Raw genomic sequence first — 19183 nt, 5'->3', positions numbered from 1 at the left:
GTAAAACCCTTCTCACGCGAAGACGCAAAGGCGCGAAGCCAGGCAAGACCAACAGACGTTTGGGTCTTAACCCAAGATCTTTTGGTTTCAGGGGTTATCCCTTTGATCCCTTTTATCCCTGTTAAATGCCTTTGCTTAGGTTTCCTTTGCGCCTTTGCGTCTTGAGCGAGCGTAGCGAACGGGCGTGAGACGATCGCGGCAGTTAATTATTGACGTAATCAGTGTGGTATGTTACGAAAAAAAAGGCGAAGCAGATGGTGCTTGTTTCGTTAACGCACTGAGAGCCAGGGAGGGTACCGATGTTTGCAAGACTCAAATCGGACATTAAGGCGGTGTTTGACAGGGATCCGGCGGCAAGAAGCGTGCTGGAGGTGATCTTCTGTTATCCCGGCCTGCACGCGCTCTGGTTCCACCGTGTCGCGCACTGGCTCTGGAAGCACAAGTTCTATTTCCTGGGCAGGTTCACCTCCCACATCGGCCGTTTCATGACCGGCATCGAGATCCACCCCGGCGCCACCATCGGCAAGGGGTTCTTCATCGATCACGGCATGGGAGTGGTCATCGGCGAGACCGCCGAGATCGGCGACAACGTCACCCTCTACCACGGGGTAACCCTCGGCGGCGTGAGCTGGGAGAAGGTGAAACGCCACCCCACCCTGATGGACAACGTGGTGATCGGCTCCGGCGCCAAGATCCTCGGCCCCTTCACCGTGGGCAAGGACAGCAAGGTCGGCTCCAACTCGGTCGTGGTCAAGGAAGTCCCCCCCAACTCGACCGTCGTCGGCATACCGGGACGCGTGGTGATGGCGACCGAGAAGCCGCTGGACCGTCCGGACCTCGAGCACGGCAAGATGCCCGACCCCGAGGCCAAGGCGATCTCCTGTCTGTTCGACCAGATCCGTGAACTGGAGAGGAAGTACAATGCGCTCGCCGCAGAGCACGAGGCGCTCAAGAAGAAAATCGGCTAACACCAACAGGGATGAAGGGGATAAAAGGGATAAAACCCGGAGAAGATCAAAAGCTTTAACGCAAAGACGCGGAGCCGCCAAGGCGCAAGGAAACCTCATTCTTTAAGGCTTATGATTTTGTTGTTCCCCAACATGCCTTTTCTTAGCGTCCCTGCGCCTTGGCGTCTTGGCGTTAAAGGTTTTCTTATCCCCTTCATCCCCTTTATCCCTGTTTATTTTAGGTTTTTATGAGCAAAAGAATCGCGATTACCACCCTCGGCTGCAAGATCAACCAGTTCGAATCCGCCGCCATGACCGAAGCGCTCGAGCGCGACGGCTACAGCTTCGTCCCCTTCTCCGAAAGCGCGGACATCTACGTCATCAACAGCTGTACCGTCACGGCCAAGACCGATGCCGAGTCCCGCCGCCTGATCCGGCGCGCCACCCGCATGAACCCCGAGGCGCGCGTGGTGATCACCGGCTGCTACGCACAGATGGCGGGAGACGAACTGCTGAAACTGCCGGGGGTCAACCTTATCCTCGGCAACAGCGAGAAGAAGGACATCGTCGGCTTCATCAAGGGGCTGGGCGATGTACCCCAGGCGGTGGTGAGCGACATTTCGCGGCAGCGCTCGGGAGAGAGAACACAACTGGAAAGCTTTGCGGAACACACCCGCGCCTTCCTCCAGGTGCAAAACGGCTGCGACGCGCGTTGCGCCTACTGCATCGTCCCCTACGCCCGGGGAGCCAGCAGGAGCGTCGCGCCGCAGGAGGCGCTGGACGGTATGGCGGCCTTCACCGCCAAGGGCTTCCAGGAGATCGTGCTGACGGGCATCCACCTGGGCGCCTACGGCCTCGACCTCGAGCCCCCCACGGACCTCCTCGGCCTGATGCGCCTGGCGGAGCGCCAGGGGGTGGTGCGACGGCTGCGTATCGGGTCGGTGGAACCGACCGAGGTGCCGGCCGAGATGATCGACTTCATGGCCGGTTCCAAGATGGTCTGCCCTCACCTGCACCTGCCGCTGCAAAGCGGCTCCGACGGCGTACTGGCCCGCATGAACCGCGGCTATGACACCGCCCTGTTCCGCCGCGTGGTGGAGGCGCTGGCCGCGGCCATGCCCGACGTCAGCATCGGCTCCGATGTCATCGCCGGCTTCCCCGGTGAAACCGAGGAGGAGTTCCAGGAGACGCTTTCCTTCATCGGGTCGCTCCCCCTGGCGTACCTGCACGTTTTCCCCTTCTCGCAGCGCCCCGGCACCCCGGCGGCGACCATGGCTGCGCAGGTCCAGCCGCGGGTGATCAAGGAGCGCGCCGAGGCGCTTCGGACCCTGTCGGAAAAGAAAAAGGCTGAATACGCGGCGCGTTTCGTCGGACGGGAACTGCAGGTGCTGGTGCAAAAGGACGAGGGTGGACGCAAGGGGTTATCCAGGAACTACCTTCCGGTGCTCATCGAGGAGTGCGAGGGGCTGGTCAACCAGGAGGTCGCCGTGCTCATCACCGGGACCCGCGGCGGGGAGTTGATTGGGAAACTGGCGCCACTCTAGACGGTGAAGGTCACCGTGGCCCCCCGCCCCAGTTCCGCTTCTATCTTCACCTTGCCGCCATGGCGGCTGACGATCCGCTTCACGATGGCAAGACCTATGCCGCGGCCGGGGAACTCCTCCTGGCTGTGCATGCGCTGGAACGGGGAGAACAGCTTCTCCGCGTAGGCCATGTCGAACCCCGTCCCGTTGTCCCGGACCGCGAATGCCGAGTGCCCGTCCCACTCGGTGGGGAAAAACTCCACCACGGGATGCTCCTTCGGCTGGGTGAACTTCCAGGCATTCCCTATCAGGTGCTCCAACACCACCCTCAAGAGGCGGGCATCGCCCCGCGCCACCATCCCCTCCATCACGTGGAACTCGACCGTCCGCTTCGGTTGCGAACGCCGCAGTTGTCCCGTGATCTCACCTGCCAGCGCGGTCAGGTCCACATCCTGCCTGGTGAGTTTACCCCTGACACTACGGGACAGTTCCAGGATCGCGTCGAGCATATCCGCCATGCGGCGGGTGGATCTCCTGATCCGGTCCAGGTAGTCGTTGCCTATGGTGTTGAGCCTGGTCGCGTACTCCTCGGTGAGTGCCTGGCTGAAACCCTCCAGGTGCCGTAAGGGCGCCCGCAGGTCGTGCGAAACGGAGTAGCTGAACATCTCCAGGTCCCGGTTCGCCGATTCCAGCTGCGCGGTCCGCTCCACCACCCTGCGCTCCAACTCGCCGTTCAGCCGGAGCAGGCTCTCGTTCTCCTCGGTCAGTTCCCGCACCTTCTCTTCCAGGCGGGTTGCCACCACCTGGCTGTAGTCCCTGAGGAACTCCTCCTCGTGCATCGGGCGCGGCGCCGCCTCCCGTTCGCTCGCGAGATCGGCCGCCAAGAGCCGCCCCACCGCATCCCACAACTCGTCCGGGCGCATCGGTTTTTCCAGGAACGCCGTGGCGCCCAGCGCGGCGGCGAGTTCCGCCTCCCTGCTGCCGGTGTAGATCGCCGAATAGAATATGAAGGGGATTTTGCGGAGTGCCTGGAATTTCTTGAGTTCGTGGAGGAAGCGGAAGCCGTCCATCACGGGCATGAGGCAGTCGGAGATGATGAGATCGGGGGATTCGGCAGCCGCGACCTCGAGTCCCTGCTTGCCGTTGGCAGCCTCGACGACATGGCAGCCGTGCCACTCCAAGTTGTAGCGGATGACCTTGCGATCGCTTCTGGAATCGTCGACGACCAGGACCTTCATCCTACCCCCTTAATGGCTGCGGCAAATGCCTGAAAGGATATCAATGAGGCCGTACTTTGCAAGAAACGGAAATGGAGGGGTAGTAGCGGACGGGAACGACGAAAAAACCTGTTAAACAGGGATATCAGGGATGAAGGGGATCCCACAAAGATTTTCGGTTCGCCCCCAAGCTGGTTCTGGCTTATATATTCGCTCTGCGCCTTTTGCGTCTTCGCGTTTACAAACCAGACTTTACGCCTTTATCCCTTTTATCCCCTTCACCCCGTTAAAAAAGGTTTGCTTATCCCTGCAACTGGGACAGCAGGTCGGCAACCCGCCGCACGTCCGCGAGGTCGCGGAACTCGCGGTAGCCGTCGACACCGTCGGCGTCGAGCCCGCGGTAGAAACGGGGACGCTTGGACTTCAGCCCGGCCAGGAGCTTTCCGGTGGCGTAATCGACCGTTTCGGTGTCGCGCGCGGTGAACTTGAGCTGCAGCACGATGCTGTACCCCAGTTGGAACAAGCGCTTCAGCTCCTCCTCCGCCAGAATCCGCGCCGCCTTGCCGTCATCTCCGGGCGCCAGCGTCTCGAGGGCGATGTTGAGGTAGCCGCAGACCCGGTGCATCACCCCGAGCATGGACTCCGGCTCGTGGAAGGCGGCCCCTTCGGCAACCAGGGCGCTGTTGACCAGGTAATTCAGCTCCTGCGGTACGACGTCGGACCCGGCAAGCGCGAGCGCGCGGGACAGCAGGGTTCCCTCGTCGGCAAAGACGGGCATCAGCTGCCCCCCCTCGCCGGCAGAAGCGAGTTCCTTGCCCCCCTGCAGCTCGAAACGGTCCGGATGGATGCGCGCGTAGATCGACAGCGCCTCGTCCAGCGGCGGGAAGCCGAGGTCCTGCAGCCTGCCGGTGCGGAAACGCTGGCACTGCTCCTCGAGTTCCAGGTCGACGTCCCCTTTCACCCCTTCCATGAGGGCGGTGTACAACCCGTTGTCCAGCTTGACCAGCATGGAGAGGAAGGACCCGATCAACTGGCTGTGTTCGGGTTTTTTGAACTTGATCATGAAGACGTCGTCGAAGGTGTGGTCGTAGTCGGCAAAGCGCTCCTCGTCGTCGGAGTGGTCGCCGATGCCGCCACCGACGAAGATCTCGCGGCTTAACAGCAGTTGCAGCAGCTCGTAGTCGAGGTGCTTGAGCAGCTCATGAACCCGCGACTCCCCCCCCTCGATGAAGTAGGTCAGCCAGTGACAGGCCTGCTCTTCGGAGAAGGTCCAGCCGTCCCAAAGTTCCATGTCCAGGATGAAGACGCACTGGTCCGCGGAAGCCAGGCGCAGCAGGTCCACGGCATCCGCCTCACCCACCTCTTTCATGAGCCAGAAGAATTCCTGCGGCTGCAGGCCGGTGGCAAGCCTTTTAGATTCGGGGTCGTCGACGATAAGGTCCAGCTTTTCCTTGCCGGAAACCGTTGCCAGGTACGCTTTTTTCTGTTGGAGGGTAAGCGCCTGGAAATCGCGCCCGGAAAGTTTCACCGCTGCCACCTGCTTATTTTCTGCCATTTGACTCCCTTTAAAACCGTTCTTAACAGGGATAAAAGGGATGAAGGGGATACCCCCGAAAGGAGTTGTTCAACCCAATCCCTGCACCTGTATTTGTTTACTCCGCGCCTTTGCGCCTTCGCGTTAACAACCCGTTTTTGACTTTATCCCTTTGATCCCTTTTATCCCTGTTACATGCGGTTAAAGGATCCCTTTGCGCATCGCTTTCTTGTAGCCGCAGCTTCGGTGCAGCCACTTCAACTCCTTGACCAGCTCCGGGGTGAGCTGGACACACTCGGGGAAGATCTTGAAGCGCTTCTGGTAGATCTTGCAGCGCCGGGTGGTGATGTCGAGGTAGCGGCAGGGGGTCGAGGTGAACAGGATCCTGCCGTCCTCATCCTCCAGCTTCTCAAAACAGCAAAGGCCGCATTGCTCGCAAAGGGCCTCCCACTGCTGCTGGTCCATTTCGGGTCCTGGTGACATGCGTCCTACTCCTCGCCCGCCCCCAGCGGCACCACGAGACTGTTGCCCTTGCTGTTGGAAAAACGGACGCTGTCCTCGTAGATCTGCTCGATCTTGTAGCCATTCACAACGTTCCCCTGGCGCATCGCAGTACCGTTCACCATGGCGAAGCTCGACTCGCTGCTATTTTGCCAGGCGATGCCGGTCACGCGGATCTCAGGTCGGGACTTCTGCGGGGCCGCCGGTGCCGCGGCCGGAGCCGATGCGGCAACAACCGGTGCCGGTTGCACCACCGCCTGGTGCACGGCTGTGGGCTGGGCAGCGGCAGGAGCCTTGGCGGCGACGGAGGGCTGCGCCAGTTGCTTCGCCGCGAGCTTGGCCGCGATCTGGGGCTGAGCAGCCGCCTTGGCAGCCGCCTGGGTGACCGGTTTGACAACCGGTTGCGCCGCCTGTTTCGTCGGGGCGGCAGAAACCGGAGCCGGTTTAGCCGCGACCCCGCCGGGTGCGGCAACAGCGCGCGCCGGTTTAGCGGACGAGGCGGGGACGGTTGCAGGGGCGGTAGACTTTTGCTCGGTGACCACCTCCTTGGCGTCCAGACGAACTGGCGCCGCCTTGGCGGGAGCGGCGGCCACCGGGGGGGGAGTCGCCACGACGTCGGCGCCCGTCGCGGTAGCCGGCGTGGCCGGACGGGAGAAGCCGCCCATGAGGCCGTAGGTTGCCACCGTGGCGATGGCTGCTCCAGCAAGAGTCCATACCGGGATCATCCATGCGGGACGACGCCCCCTCCCCTTGGGAAGCCCACCGGTGCCGGCGGGACGGCGGGAGCGCTGCGATTCGTCCACCTTCTCCAATGCCTTCAATATCGAACTCATAAACTCCTCGAAAGTGTAAAGGGAATCAGCCGCGCCAGCGCGGCAGGCCGCCGGTCAGGCGCCGCAGCACCTGCGCCGCGAGCCCGTACGGGGAACGACCGCCAACCTCGGCGACGGCCTGTGCCGCCATGCTCCCGGTGATGGTCCGGGCCTCCTCGGTGAACCCGATCAGGAGCGCGCGGTCGCAGACCACGTTGACCAGCCGAGGCACCCCCCCGGAGAAGCGGTAGACGTGCTTCATGGCGGCCTTGGAGAACTCGGCGGCGCGGTAGCACCCCGCCAGTTCCATGCGGTGATCGATGTAGGATTGCGTGCTCTCGTAATCCATCGGGAGCAGATGGTAGCGCACCGTAATGCGCTGGTTCAGCTGGCGCAACTCCTTGCGACCCAGAACCGACAGCAGTTCCGGCTGCCCGGAGAGAACGATCTGGATCAGCTTGTCCGTTTCCGTTTCCAGGTTGGAGATGAGGCGGATCTGTTCCAGCACCTCTATGGGAAGGTTCTGCGCCTCGTCCATCACCAGCACCACGCTGCGCCCGGCCTGCTTCTGCTCCAAGAGGAAGGCGTTCAGTCCCTGCAGCAGTTCCACCCTGCTCTCCGACTCCCAGACAAGGCCAAACTCGCGGTTCACGCTCTTCAAAAGCTCCAGGTCAGAGAGACACGGGTTGAAGATGAGGGCGGTGCGGTGCCCCTCCTGGTCCAGACGGTTCAGGAAGGTGCGCAAAAGGGTGGTCTTGCCGGTGCCGACCTCGCCGGTCAGTTCCACGAAACCGGCGCGGTTGTCCACCGCGTAGATCAGGTGCGCGTAGGCCTCCCGGTGCTGCTCGCTCATGAACAGGAAGCGGGGATTGGGGGTGATGGTGAACGGGCTCTCCCTGAAGCCGTAAAACTCGCAGTACATCGCAGGCATGTGGGTCCTTTATAACGGTGCCGTTGTCGAGGGAGTGAATATAGCGCGAATCTGCTGAGAAATAAAGGGGAAAGGGGTACGAGGGGCGGGGGATCCATCGCCGGAGAACGTTTACAAGGATCCAAAGGGCGGCAGCTATCCCTGCCCCCCCCCTTCATCCCTGCCGAGTTTTTCATTATTCGCAGCGTCCGGCCAGACAAGGACTGCAATCATCTGCCAAACGGAGGCAGCAGCAAGGGGAGCGGGTTAGGTATTTTTAGCGGCTTGCATTCCGAGATAATCGTGCGACACTTCCGACGTTGTATTAGCAAAAACCAATAAAAAGGAGAGTGCACATGGGCAAAAAACCGAAGGTCAAACGCAGCTTTGGCCGTCTAAACGACGCAAGCCTGAGCGCACAAGGGAAGGTAATCGTCACCTCGCTGACCGACAACCCTCATATCAAGGAACCCTATCCTGAAGGCGTCACCCCTCTGGCGCAAGTAAAGGGCACACTGGGGAATTTTGATAACGCCTGCATCGAAGCCCGTAGCGGTGCGAAGCAGAGTCTCGCCCAGCGTAAGAGCCTGCGTGCCAAGCTTATCGATGAACTGAATGAGCTGGCGGATTATGTCGATCTGGTCGCCAAAGGCAATGTCGAGATTCTCGCCTCTACCGGCTTTGACTACATCAAGGAGTCTACCGCCTCCCAGGTAAAACACTTGGCGACCTATCCAAACGTGGTAATGTCCCAAGGGGTAAAACGAGGCGCGGTCGTCGCCAAGGCCAGGAAACTGGCACGCGCGGCAAGCTGCGAGGTCCACACGACGACAGGCGATCCCACCGTGGAAGGAAACTGGAAATATGCCGCCGTATTCGCCCAATTCAAAAACATGGAACTGGAGGGATTGACCCCAGGGCAGCAATACGCCTTTAGGATGAGGTGGATCATGCCGGAAGGTCCCGGCCCCTGGACCCCTCCCCTCTTCTTCATGCCCACCTAACTAACTGCCCGCCAAAACGCCCGCGTCAGCGGGCGTTACTATTTTCACACCGCCCGCATCCCCGCCAGCGTCATCTGATTGCCGAGCAGACCCACCTTGCAGAGCCCATCTGCGTGCCGTCTTTGCGGCTTGCACATAGACTTTCCACCTCTGCAAGCTGGCTTTGTACCTTTGCAAGCTGACAATGGTCCTCTGCAAGCTGACTTTGGCCCTTTGGTGCAAAAAAATGGCCGCACATCGCCTTATCCTCGCTATAACGGAGAGGAGAGAGCGCAGTCCGGCACGTTTCTTGTTGCAAAGCCAGTGGATTTTTCCTGCTGCAGCGTGGATTTGGCACAGAAAAAGCTGCTTTTTTGGTAAAAGCAACGCGCAAAGGTGCTTTGCAATCATGCAGAGCCCGAAAAGCAGTCAGCGGAGCATCAATACCGGTAGGAAAGTTCCGCGCGCAGGAGTCGGTTCATCTGGGTGTCGCCGGCGCGCAGCTCGTAGTTGTGGACCCATTCCTGCCCGTAGAGGAGCAGGGCGTTCCACGCTTTGGAGAAAGGGAAGGTCCAGGTGGCGCGCAGGGCGTTCTTGCGCTCGATCGCCTGCATGACGCCGGCGGCATCAAAGCGGCCGGTGGCATCGACGGTCACCCGGCCGTAGTCGCCGCGCCGGGTGTGGAAGGCCTCGAGCGCCAGGTTGTTGCGGACCGAGAACCAGTGGCTGTAGCGCAGGAAGAAGTCCTGGTTGGCGCCACCCTGCGAATGGCCTACAGGCATGTTGTACCTCAGATACCCTTCCCGGAAAGTGCCGTTGGTGTAGAGGATGCGGTTGCCGCGGAAATACTCGAAGCGGAGGTCGTCTTGTCCGCTGTCGCTGAGCCGAGGGATGTAGAAGCCGGCGACGTAGCTCTCGACTATGGGCCAGAACGAGGCGGAGTCCTCGCCCGAGAGCTCGCCGTAGAGTTCGGTGTTGCGCAACCAAGGCAGTCTCAAGCGCAGGTCGAACCCCGCCACAGTGTTGGAGTTGTCATCGCTGGTACCGCCGACGATGCCGCGGACGATGTCCCCCAGGCTGTTGTTGACGCCGGGACCTCCGACCTGGCGCCCCAGGTTGATGCCGAACTCGAGGTGGTCCAGCGGCTTCATGGCCAATTTGCCCGCAAAGAAGAAAGGCTGACGCTCAGCACCGTCGGTGACGGTCTTTTCGAACCGGGAGAAGATCAGGGAGTATTTTAGGTCCCATAGGTATTTCGTCTTCACCAATTCGGGGCTGGAGAGCTTGACGAGGTCGAAGTTCCTGGCGTTGTTGGTGAGGGTGATGGCACCGCGATAGCCCGGCCCCAGCCAGTTTTCGTCCCGTCCCACCTCCAGTTCGAGCCCCTTCCCCCCCAGCTTGACATAGCCCCGGTTCAGGCGCAGGCGCGCCTCATCGGCGTCTTCTGACCAAAGCAGCATCGGTTCCACTAACGCCGAGGCATATGAGGAGAAGTAGAGCGCACCGCTCGCCCTGAGGTCGACATTGGAGCCGGCGCGGTAAACCGCGCCGTCGTTGTTCTCGAAAAGAGGCGTTCCTTCAGTTCCGCGCTGCTGGACCGGAGAGGGATAAGGATTGGCGGGCCTTAGGCCACTGCCGATGCCGAAGACCCCGTCATTGCCCGGGTCGTGCACGGCCCGGAAGTAGCTCCGCGGAGCACCGTCCACGTAGACATAGCGAAGTCGAGCGGTGGCAACCGGAGCGAAGTCGAACGTAGGCGCCGCGTCCTCGCGGCCGTAGTAGGAGAGTTCGCGCGGCAGCAGTTGGTTCAGTCGATCGAGCAGTTCCGAAGCCAAGGCAGGCTGTGCGCCGGCGGCAGCCCGCGCTTCGGCCTCCTTGACCAGGCGTGCGGCCTCCGCCTGCGACAGGGGGCGGATACCCTTCACGTCCGAGGATATGAGCCCGAAACCGGACAACTTCTCGAGGTATGAATAAACGGGACTGTCCAGCGGGATATTCGGTGAGGAAAGCGCAAAGGCAGAAGAAGAGAAGCCAATTACAACAAAGAGAACAGCAAATAAAAGTCGCATAAAATCCTGTGTCACGCAAAGCCGCAAAGACGCAAAGCACAGCGAAAAACTTGCTGTTACAAATGATTCACAACTCTGGTGATCCCGTCCTTTATTAAATTATCGCCAAAATTTATCAACAACCCCAACCTCATGTTTGACAATCTGAGGTAAGTCAAAAGCTGCTTTTTATGTACAGGAATTATTTTTTCTACAGACTTCAGTTCAACAATTACTTTATCGGCTACAATCAGGTCCGCACGGTATCCTTCATCTAATACAAGAGACTCGTAAATTACAGGAAGAGGCCGTTGACGGCAAACTGGTATTTCTCTCAGTTGCAATTCGTATGCAAGGACGGTTTCGTACACTGATTCCAGCAGCCCAGGCCCGAGCGTTTTGTGAACCTTATAAGAGGCATCAACGACCACGGAGGCTATCTCGTTTTCGGTCATTGGCACACCTCCTCGTTATCTTGAAGCCTTTCTTTGCGTCTTTGCGGCTTGGCGTGAGCCGGTTTAGGCAGCCGTCCCCTCGCTGGTGCCGGCGACGCGGAGGGTTCTGACGAATGAGAGTTTCTGGGGCGGGAACAGGTCGGGCCTGACCCGCTGAAACGCGAACGGCGGAGCCACATCGAACTGGTAGCGCGGCACGAACTCAGGGACGATGCTGCGCAAGGAGGCGAGCACCGCTCCCAGGTCATGGGCCTTCGCATGGTTGAAAAGCTCTTCAAGATCGGCCGAAGCCTTTTTGAGATCGGTCTCCACCGGCGCCATAACCCGGATCTTCTTATGGCTTGTGGGCTTGATCCCCTCTCCGTCGATCAAAAGCTCCTCGAAGAGCTTCTCCCCCGGCTTTAGGCCGGTGAACTGGATCTCGATCTCCTTGTGGGGGATGAAACCGGAGAGCCTGATCAGTTCCTCGGCGAGCGAAAGGATGCGGACCGGTTCCCCCATGTCCAGGACGAAGATCTCGCCGCCGTGACCGATGCACCCTGCCTGCATGACCAGCTGAGACGCCTCCGGAATAGTCATGAAGTAGCGCACCACATCCTTGTCGGTCACGGTCACCGGCCCGCCCCTTCTGATCTGCTCCTTGAAGAGCGGGATGACGCTGCCGTTACTCCCCAAAACGTTGCCGAACCGGACGGTGGTGAACTTGGTCTGGCTTCTTGCCGCCAGAGCCTGGACGTAGATCTCGGCGCTCCTCTTGGTGGCCCCCATGACGTTGGTCGGGTTGACCGCCTTGTCCGTGGAGACCATGACGAAGTTGCGCACCTTGAACTTGTGGGCAGCGTCGGCGACTATCTTGGACCCCATAACGTTGTTCAGCACCGCCTCGGCGGGGTTGTACTCCATCATCGCGACATGCTTGTATGCCGCAGCGTGGAACACCACCTCCGGACCGAACTCGTCGAAGACGGTCTCGACCCTGTCCTGGTTCTTCACGTCCCCCACCATCGGGATGATGCGCAGGTCCGGGAAGGCGGTGGCCAGTTCCTTTTCGATGTAGAAGAGCGGCGTCTCGGCGTGATCGAACAGCACCAGCTTCGCCGGTTTGAAAAGCGCCACCTGGCGACAGATCTCGCTGCCAATGCTTCCCGCCGCACCGGTCACCAGAACCCTCTTGTCAGTGAGGTAGTTGCGGATAGCGGTCTGGTCCAAGACCACCTGGTCGCGGCCGAGCAGGTCCTCGATCTCCACGTCCTTGATCTGGCTCATGGAGAACTTGCCGTCGATGATGTCGGTGATGCCCGGCAGGGTCTTGAAGCGCGCCTTGGCCCGCTCGCAGTTGGTGATCACGCGGCGCATCAACTCCGGACCGCCCGAGGGGATGGCGAAGATGACCTCCTCGATGCTGTACTTGCGCACCAGCGCGCAGAGCCGGTCCGTCCCCCCCAGCACGCGGACGCCGGAAAGGCGCATGCCTGTTTTTTCGGGATCGTCATCCACGAAGCCAACCACGTTGTAGGTAGCGTCGGCCTGTTTCCGGATCTCCTTGAGCAACAGGTTCCCCGCCTCGCCCGCCCCGATGATGAGTGTCCTTCTCCCCTTGCGCAGCCTGGGGATTAACCGGGTTTCCCGGTAGATACGCCAGAGCAAACGGCTGGTGGCAACCATGGAAAACAGAATGAACCAATCCAAGAAGTATATCGATCGAGGCAACCCCAACGGACCTTTCATGAAAACAAGCGAGAGTACCGAAACCAAAGAGGAGAGCGTCACGACCTTGAAGATCTCGTAGCCGTCCTGTAACGAGGCATAGCGCCAGATGCTACGGTACATGCCGGAGGCGATGAACAACATCGGTTTGATGGCAAGAACCACCAGCAGTCCGTCACGCAAGTTAAAACTTTGATTGATCGGGATCTGGAAATCGAAACGGAGCAGGAAAGAGAGAACGAAGGCAGCGGCAATTAGAAATAAGTCGAGGAAAAATACCAGAATCCTTCTCGCGCGGAACATATCCCCCCCACAGCAAAGCAACAGAATCAAAGACTTAAGCTGGAGCACATTAATCGAAACAGACTTTGACTATAACACCAACTGTTAAAAAAGCAAACTCTAATATCGCATAAAGTCTACCGCATGAATTACAGGGGCCAAGTCACTTTCTGGAACCTGCACAAGCAACTTTGGACCACAAAATTCTGTCATTGGGAGGGCCTCACCACCAACAAATATAAACTATTTCCTACCTTAAATTTATTCACATACTATCGGACCAAGACAGTCTGACAGATACCCGACCATGGAACGAAGCCGAAGAGGTTTCTTAGACGCGTTGCGACGTTGGAAAGGTTCGGTTGAGAAGACGGTAAACGGCAGCCAGTTCGGTGCTGTCAAGAGCAAAGCGGGCAAGCAGAGTCGGAAGGGCCAGGAAAGCAAGCACTCCCCAGGCAGGACCGAACTGATTCATGAACAGCGCCAGGATTCCCGCGAAAACACTAAGCAGCATTCCGCGCACACAAAGCCTTCCAATGAAGATTCCGTGCACAGAGCGGTACACGAAGAGGGCGTAGAGGGAGCCGACTACAAGATGGGTGACGATGCTGGTGCATGCCGCCCCAACGGCGCCGAACCTGGGGATGGCCCAGAGGTTGACGGCGACATTAAACGCTGCTGGCAGGCTCACGCACAAAGCGGGGCCTCTCTTGTTGCTGGAGATGTTGAGCATCATCTCGAAACCGGCGCCGGCAAAGCGCAGGAATACGAGGAGTGCCAGCAGTTTCAGCAGCAGCGCCGCAGGGGCATACCCGCTGCCGTAAATGACCTGCACCACGGGGCCGGCAAAGACGGCCAGAAACGATGCAATGGCCGCCCCACTCACCAGCAGGCACTTGTTGAGAAGCAGCGCCTGGCAGCGGAAATGACCGGCGTCGCTGCGGATGGCCTTGGCGAGCAGGGGGAGAAAAGACGCGACAAGGATCTCGGGGATGATCGTGGCCCCGAACGCCACCCTCATCGCGGCCTGGTAATGTCCAACCTGCGCGTCATCCTTCAGGTAAGAGAGGATGACCGTGTCCATCTGCAGATAAACGACGGCGAGAATTGAGTAGAGCGCGAAAGGAAACAGCTCGTGCAGGGTTTTGATTTCCTCGCGGAACCCGAACCTGAAGGAAAGCTTGCCGAAGAGCCTGCGGAAATTTCGGTAACTCACCAGGAAGTACAGAAGCCGCGCCGCCGTGTAAGCTGCGGCAACGAGGACGAGGTCGCGGACGAAAACGAGCAGAGCCACGACGAAGAGTATCAGCAGCGCGTTCAAAAAGAGCATCGGGTAGGTTTCCAGTTCAAACCGGCCGATCCCCCTGAATGCGTTGTTCAGGAACTGCCCGAGGGAGCAAAAGAGCGCCCCTGCCCAAAGGACCACGACGGCCGCGGCGATGCCGGGAGGCTGCGAGGAGGCGGCCGTCGCTGCTACCAAAACGGTACAGAAAAGGGCAAGGAGGAGCTTCGCCGAGAGCATCCGCTGCACGGTGGTGCGGACGCTTTCGGGGGCTCTTGCCACTTCGCGCACCACCTGCACGTGGAAACTGTAATCAACGATGACGGCAAAGATGCCGGTGAAGGTGGCGACGAAGACGAAGCGCCCAAATTCAGCGGCGCCAAGAATTCGCGCAAGCACGATGGAGAGCCCCGCGTTGGTCCCGAACTTCAACAGTAGCGACAGCGTGCTGAAAAGGGAGTTCCTGGAGAGCGAGGACATTTCGCTACCTCTTCCCCAGCAGTGCCCACAAGGTTGCGAAGACGAGCTTGATATCGATCCACAGGGAGCGCTCCTGGACGTATCTCACGTAGTAACCGAGCTTGACCGGCATGATCTCCTCGACGTAGGCCCGGTCGGGGTCGGCAGCCGCCCCAAGCACCTTGTTCTCGTCCCTGTACTCGATGGAAGCACGGTCGGTGATGCCAGGCTTTACCGAGAGGACAACGTCCCGCACCGAGTCAGGGTAGAGCGAGACATAGCGCGGCACCTCGGGGCGCGGTCCGACGAGGCTCATGTCGCCCATCAACACGTTGATGAGCTGCGGAAGCTCGTCCAGCTTGTACTTGCGCAGAAGTCGGCCCGAAGCGGTGATGCGCGGGTCCTCCCCCACCGTTATCTGGCGCCCCCTCGCCTCCGCCTCCATACACATGGTACGGAACTTATAGATCCTGAAGGGACGACCGTTTTGCCCCACCCGCACCTGCCTGAAAAATACCGGCCCCGAGGAATCAAGCTTGATCCAGACGGCCACGAACGCGAACAGGGGCGCGAGCAGGACGAGCCCGGGCACGGTAAACAGGATGTCGAATCCCCTCTTGGCCATCACGACAGAATGTCCCTCACGGCGGCGATCACGCGGGCTTGGTCATCCGGGGTCATGCGCGTGAAAAGCGGCAGACTTACCGCGCAGCGGTAGGCGTGCAGCGCGTCTGGGTACGCTTCAGGGGCGAGATCGTACCTATCGCGCCAGTAGGGGTGGAGATGGAGCGGAATGAAGTGGACGCTGCAGCCTATCCCCCTTTGCGCCATGAGCTCGATGAAGCGGTCCCGCCGCACCGGCGCCTGGTCCGTCAGGCGAAGCACGTACAGGTGCCAGGCATGGGTGTCGCCGGCAGGAGCTTTCGGCGGGAGCAGGACCGGGAGCCCCGCAAACGCCTCATCGTAGACCGCAGCCATCGACTCGCGCTTTTGCCTGAATTCCCACGCCTTTTTCAGCTGGTGTATGCCAAGGGAGGCGGCCAGATCGGTCATGTTGTACTTGCACCCCGGAGCCACCACCTCGTAGTGCCAGGAGGGCTTGGTCGAGGTGTAGCGGTCGAAGGCGTCGCGGCTGATGCCGTGCAGCCGCATCGTGCGGCAGCGCTTCGCCGTATCGGGGTTGCGGGTGACCACCATCCCCCCCTCTCCGGTAGTGATGGTCTTGGTGGCGTAGAAGCTGTAGACGGTGGCGTCGGTGGGATGCGTCCCCACGAGAGTGCCCCCCTGAACCGTGGGAAGGGCATGCGCCGCGTCCTCCACGACCTTTAGCCCGTGGCGCCTGGCGACCTCGAGGATGGCTCCCATCTCGCAGGCAAGCCCGGCGAAGTGGACCGGGACAATGGCCTTGGTGCGCGGGGTGATGGCCGCCTCGATCCGGGCCGTGTCGATGTTGAAGGTGCATGGATCGATGTCCACGAAGACCGGCTCGCCACCGAGGTAGCGCACCACCTCGGCCGTAGCGGTAAACGTGTAACAGGTGGTGATGACCTCGTCCCCAGGCCCGACCCCCACCGCCTCAAGAGCAAGGTGCAGGCCGGCCGTGGCGGAGTTGACTGCGATCGCCTCAACCCCGTTGCCGACAAACGCGGCAAAATCCTCCTCAAAGCGCTTGGTCTTGGGTCCGGTGGTCAGCCACCCCGAGCGCAGTGAATCAATGACCTCGTTAATTTCGTCCTCACCGATGTCGGGGAGAGCGAACGGGAGAAAATCGCTCATGTCAAACTCCTTGCGGTGCTAGAGAGATCCAGTACTCGTTCATCCTGCGCCCTTGCGGTGTGACGTACTGGCGCTCGAGGGTGAAGCCGAGTTTCTGGTAGAAGAGGTTCACCGCATCGTTGCCGTCGCGGTCGGTGGTGAGAAAGACCGAGCGGCACCCACGTGCAGCAGCCTCATCGAGAAAGGCGCGCACCAGGAGCTTGCCCGCCCCCGTCCCCTGCAACTCGGGGAGCACCCCTATGGAGAAGAGCCCGGCCACGCTGTCCCCCACCGGATTCTGGCCTGGGTGCAACAAGGCCCGGACGATCCTCCCCGCCGCCGCCGGACGCCTGGCGATGGGGCCAAGCGAGGCGAGGGAAAACCTGAGCCAGTCCCGCTTCAAAAGCCTCTTGTAGAAGCCGCGCGGGTTGACAGTGCCGGCCACGAAACCGGCCGGTTCTCCTGCTGGGTTCAGATAGACATAGCCGATGCCGGACTCATCCTCCCGGATGCCGCGGTAGAAGATCCCCAGGAACCGCGGCCCCAAAAAGGAGAGAAAGAACCCGGGAAAGCTCGAAAGATGCACCTGCACCACGCCAGGGACATCGTCAGTACTCATTTTCCGTACGATAGTAAACCTCCCATTTGGTTACCTGCGCGACAGGAACCCTTCGATCCAGGGAACGGTGTCCCTCACCCCTTCCAAAAGCCTCGTTTCGGGCTGCCAACCGAGCTTTGCCCTCGCCTTCTTGATGGAGAGGATGTTTACCGGGACGTCGAAGTTGCGTGCCGGCTGAAAACGCACATCGGCCCGTCGGCCGGTCACCTCCTCGATCACCGAGAGCAGTTCGCGTATCGAGACGCCACAGCCGGAGCCGATGTTCAGGATCTGGTTCACCGACTCCTTCGACCTCAGCGCCGCCAGCACCGCCTGCACCAGATCGCCCACGTAGAGAAAGTCCCGTACCACGCTTCCGTCGCCCCAGATCTCCACCGGCTCGTTGTTGAGAATCTTCCCGGCGAACACGGCGACCGCCCCTTGCGATGCGCCCGGCCTCTGCCCGGGGCCGTAGGGGTTGGCGATACGCATGATGGTATACTTGAGCCCCTTCTCGTGACTCAGCATCTGGATGTAGTTCTCTATGGCAAGCTTGATGATGCCGTGGGATGAGATGGGGCGCGTTGGATGTTTCTCCGTGATCGGTGTTCTGAGCACCTTGCCGTACACGGTCCCCCCCGATGAAGGGAAAACGACGCGCCCCACCCCCTGCCTGAGCGCCTCCTCCAACAGGTGCAGCGTCCCGATCAGGTTTGTCTCGACGTCGTACGCAGAGCGGCCGTAGGCCATGGCCGGTGTGGTGGTGGAGGCCAGATGCAGGAGCACGTCCACACCGGGCAGGATCTTCTGAAGGAGGTCCCGGTCGCTGAAGTTCCCCGCGACGTACTCGGCACGCGGATCCCTTCCCGCCCACTCCTCGGGGACGAAGCTGTCCAGCACCTTCACCCTCCACCCCACATCCGCGAGGCCCCGGACCAGGTGGCAGCCGATGAAACCGGCACCGCCGGTTATGAGGCAGCTGGAGCCGGTCACGCGCCCTCCGCGGCAGTAAGAGGCTTGCCGGCCAGAAGCGTCTGGTAGCAGTTCCAGATGCGCGCGTTCATCACCGTCTCCGAGTACTCCTCCTCAACCCGGCGTCTTGCCCCTGCGCCGTAACGAGCCGCCGCCGCTTCATCGCGCAGCAACCGCGCCATCGCGTCCGACAGTGCGGCGCTGTTGGCCGGCTCCACGAGGAGCGCGACCTCGCCGTCCCCGCAGACGTCGGTGATCCCCTTGATCCTGGTGGTGACGATGGGGCGGGAGGTTGCCATCGCGCCCAGCAGGGTGATGGGCAGTCCCTCCCACAGCGACGGCATGACGAACAGGTCTATGGCGCGCAGCACCTCGATCCAATCGGAGCGGAACCCCGCGAAAACCACCTGCCCCGAAAGCCCCAGCCCTTCCACCCGCGCCTTGAGCGCCTGGAGCAACTCCCCCTCCCCCACCACCAGCACCTGCACCGAAGGGAATTCGGCCAGCACCGATGGAAGCGCGTCGAAGAAGTATTCGAGCCCCTTCTGGGGGGAGAGGCGCGCCATGACGCCGATCACCTTCCCCTGCCGACCAAGCCCGAGCGACGCCCTGATTCCCTCGGGAGCAGGGGTGCGGTCGATGGTGTCCAGATCGATGCAGTTTTTGATGGTGACGATCTTCTCTGGGCGCACGATCCCGGTCTCGATGGCGAGGTCACGGTCGAACTTGTTGGCGGCAATGATGAGATGGCACCAGCCGGTGGCAATCCGCTCCGCGGTGAGCAAAAGCCAGCGCATGAACCTGGTTTGGGCGTAATCCTGGAAGGCATACCCCTGGGTGGTGTGGATGATTACCGGGACGCCGGCCAAGTGGGCGGCGAGCCTCCCGATGATACCCCCCTTCGAGGTGTGCGTGTGCACCACCCGGTAGTGGTGCCGGCGCAGATGGGCTATCAGACGGAAGAGTCCGGAGAGGTCGCCGGTTGGGCTGATCTCCCGGTCGATACCCAGCACCGAGACCACCTTGATGCCGCGCTGGCGGTAATAGTCTACGACCCTGGGAGCCGTGGCGAGAACCTCCGCCTCCATGTTCTGCTCCCTGGCCATCTTGACCAGCGAAGCGACGTAGGGGACGATTCCCCCGAACTGGCTACCGCCGATGACGTGAAGTACTTTTGCTTCGGGCATGGTTCCTTTTC

Annotated in this window: 17 protein-coding genes; 3 read left to right on the top strand and 14 right to left on the bottom strand. The window is 60.7% G+C overall.

What is annotated here, in order from left to right; all coding sequences use genetic code 11:
• Window positions 1-299 precede the first annotated feature (299 nt).
• Both cysE and mtaB read left to right on the top strand, forming a co-directional pair.
• Entirely contained in the window at window positions 300-968 is a 669-nt protein-coding gene (gene cysE / locus KOL99_RS10740; RefSeq protein WP_216510478.1) for a serine O-acetyltransferase, read from the top strand.
• Between the two features lie 227 nt (window positions 969-1195).
• Window positions 1196-2491 (top strand): tRNA (N(6)-L-threonylcarbamoyladenosine(37)-C(2))-methylthiotransferase MtaB, encoded by a 1296-nt coding sequence (gene mtaB / locus KOL99_RS10735; protein ID WP_216510477.1) that lies wholly within the window; start codon window positions 1196-1198, stop codon window positions 2489-2491.
• Here mtaB and KOL99_RS10730 read toward each other — a convergent pair.
• From KOL99_RS10730 to KOL99_RS10710, 5 genes are all read right to left on the bottom strand, one after another.
• On the bottom strand, window positions 2488-3708 hold the full coding sequence (locus KOL99_RS10730; RefSeq protein ID WP_216510476.1) for a hybrid sensor histidine kinase/response regulator: 1221 nt from the start codon (window positions 3706-3708) through the stop codon (window positions 2488-2490). The genes mtaB and KOL99_RS10730 overlap by 4 nt on opposite strands.
• A 280-nt stretch (window positions 3709-3988) precedes the next feature.
• Window positions 3989-5242 (bottom strand): DUF6178 family protein, encoded by a 1254-nt coding sequence (locus KOL99_RS10725; protein WP_216510475.1) that lies wholly within the window; start codon window positions 5240-5242, stop codon window positions 3989-3991.
• A 180-nt stretch (window positions 5243-5422) separates the two neighbouring features.
• A complete protein-coding gene (locus tag KOL99_RS10720) occupies window positions 5423-5704 on the bottom strand; it encodes a YcgN family cysteine cluster protein (protein ID WP_236026052.1) in 282 nt (93 codons plus the stop codon).
• 5 nt (window positions 5705-5709) lie between these two features.
• Entirely contained in the window at window positions 5710-6555 is an 846-nt protein-coding gene (locus KOL99_RS10715; RefSeq protein WP_216510474.1) for a hypothetical protein, read from the bottom strand.
• 25 nt (window positions 6556-6580) lie between these two features.
• Entirely contained in the window at window positions 6581-7465 is an 885-nt protein-coding gene (locus KOL99_RS10710) for an ExeA family protein (RefSeq protein ID WP_236026050.1), read from the bottom strand.
• Between the two features lie 335 nt (window positions 7466-7800).
• Here KOL99_RS10710 and KOL99_RS10705 point away from each other — a divergent pair, with 335 nt between their 5' ends.
• On the top strand, window positions 7801-8448 hold the full coding sequence (locus tag KOL99_RS10705) for a hypothetical protein (RefSeq protein WP_216510473.1): 648 nt from the start codon (window positions 7801-7803) through the stop codon (window positions 8446-8448).
• Between the two features lie 419 nt (window positions 8449-8867).
• Here KOL99_RS10705 and KOL99_RS10700 read toward each other — a convergent pair whose 3' ends face one another.
• The 9 genes from KOL99_RS10700 to KOL99_RS10660 form a co-directional block, all read right to left on the bottom strand.
• On the bottom strand, window positions 8868-10496 hold the full coding sequence (locus KOL99_RS10700; RefSeq protein WP_216510472.1) for a capsule assembly Wzi family protein: 1629 nt from the start codon (window positions 10494-10496) through the stop codon (window positions 8868-8870).
• 56 nt (window positions 10497-10552) lie between these two features.
• Window positions 10553-10930: a GxxExxY protein gene (locus KOL99_RS10695; RefSeq protein ID WP_216510471.1), complete on the bottom strand. Its 378-nt coding sequence runs from the start codon at window positions 10928-10930 to the stop codon at window positions 10553-10555.
• A 63-nt stretch (window positions 10931-10993) separates the two neighbouring features.
• Entirely contained in the window at window positions 10994-12820 is a 1827-nt protein-coding gene (locus KOL99_RS10690) for a polysaccharide biosynthesis protein (RefSeq protein ID WP_456237510.1), read from the bottom strand.
• A 430-nt stretch (window positions 12821-13250) separates the two neighbouring features.
• On the bottom strand, window positions 13251-14681 hold the full coding sequence (locus KOL99_RS10685; protein WP_216510469.1) for a flippase: 1431 nt from the start codon (window positions 14679-14681) through the stop codon (window positions 13251-13253).
• Window positions 14682-14685: 4 nt separating this feature from the next.
• The gene (locus KOL99_RS10680; RefSeq protein ID WP_216510468.1) at window positions 14686-15285 is read right to left on the bottom strand and encodes a sugar transferase; all 600 of its coding nucleotides are present in this window, start codon (window positions 15283-15285) and stop codon (window positions 14686-14688) included.
• Window positions 15285-16436: a DegT/DnrJ/EryC1/StrS family aminotransferase gene (locus tag KOL99_RS10675; RefSeq protein WP_216510467.1), complete on the bottom strand. Its 1152-nt coding sequence runs from the start codon at window positions 16434-16436 to the stop codon at window positions 15285-15287. Before KOL99_RS10675 ends, KOL99_RS10680 begins: the two co-directional genes overlap by 1 nt.
• Window position 16437: 1 nt before the next feature.
• Entirely contained in the window at window positions 16438-17034 is a 597-nt protein-coding gene (locus KOL99_RS10670) for a GNAT family N-acetyltransferase (RefSeq protein ID WP_216510466.1), read from the bottom strand.
• A gap of 30 nt (window positions 17035-17064) precedes the next feature.
• Window positions 17065-18006, bottom strand: a complete 942-nt coding sequence (locus KOL99_RS10665; RefSeq protein WP_216510465.1) for an NAD-dependent epimerase/dehydratase family protein — start codon at window positions 18004-18006, stop codon at window positions 17065-17067.
• Window positions 18003-19172: a glycosyltransferase gene (locus KOL99_RS10660; protein ID WP_216510464.1), complete on the bottom strand. Its 1170-nt coding sequence runs from the start codon at window positions 19170-19172 to the stop codon at window positions 18003-18005. The genes KOL99_RS10665 and KOL99_RS10660 overlap by 4 nt, the downstream gene beginning before the upstream one ends.
• Window positions 19173-19183: the final 11 nt, after the last annotated feature.

Source organism: Geomonas azotofigens (genome assembly GCF_018919395.1).
In the GTDB taxonomy this organism is placed as follows: Bacteria; Desulfobacterota; Desulfuromonadia; order Geobacterales; family Geobacteraceae; genus Geomonas; species Geomonas azotofigens.
Note: the sequence above shows the minus strand (reverse complement) of the source record. Positions and strands in the feature narration are given on the sequence as shown.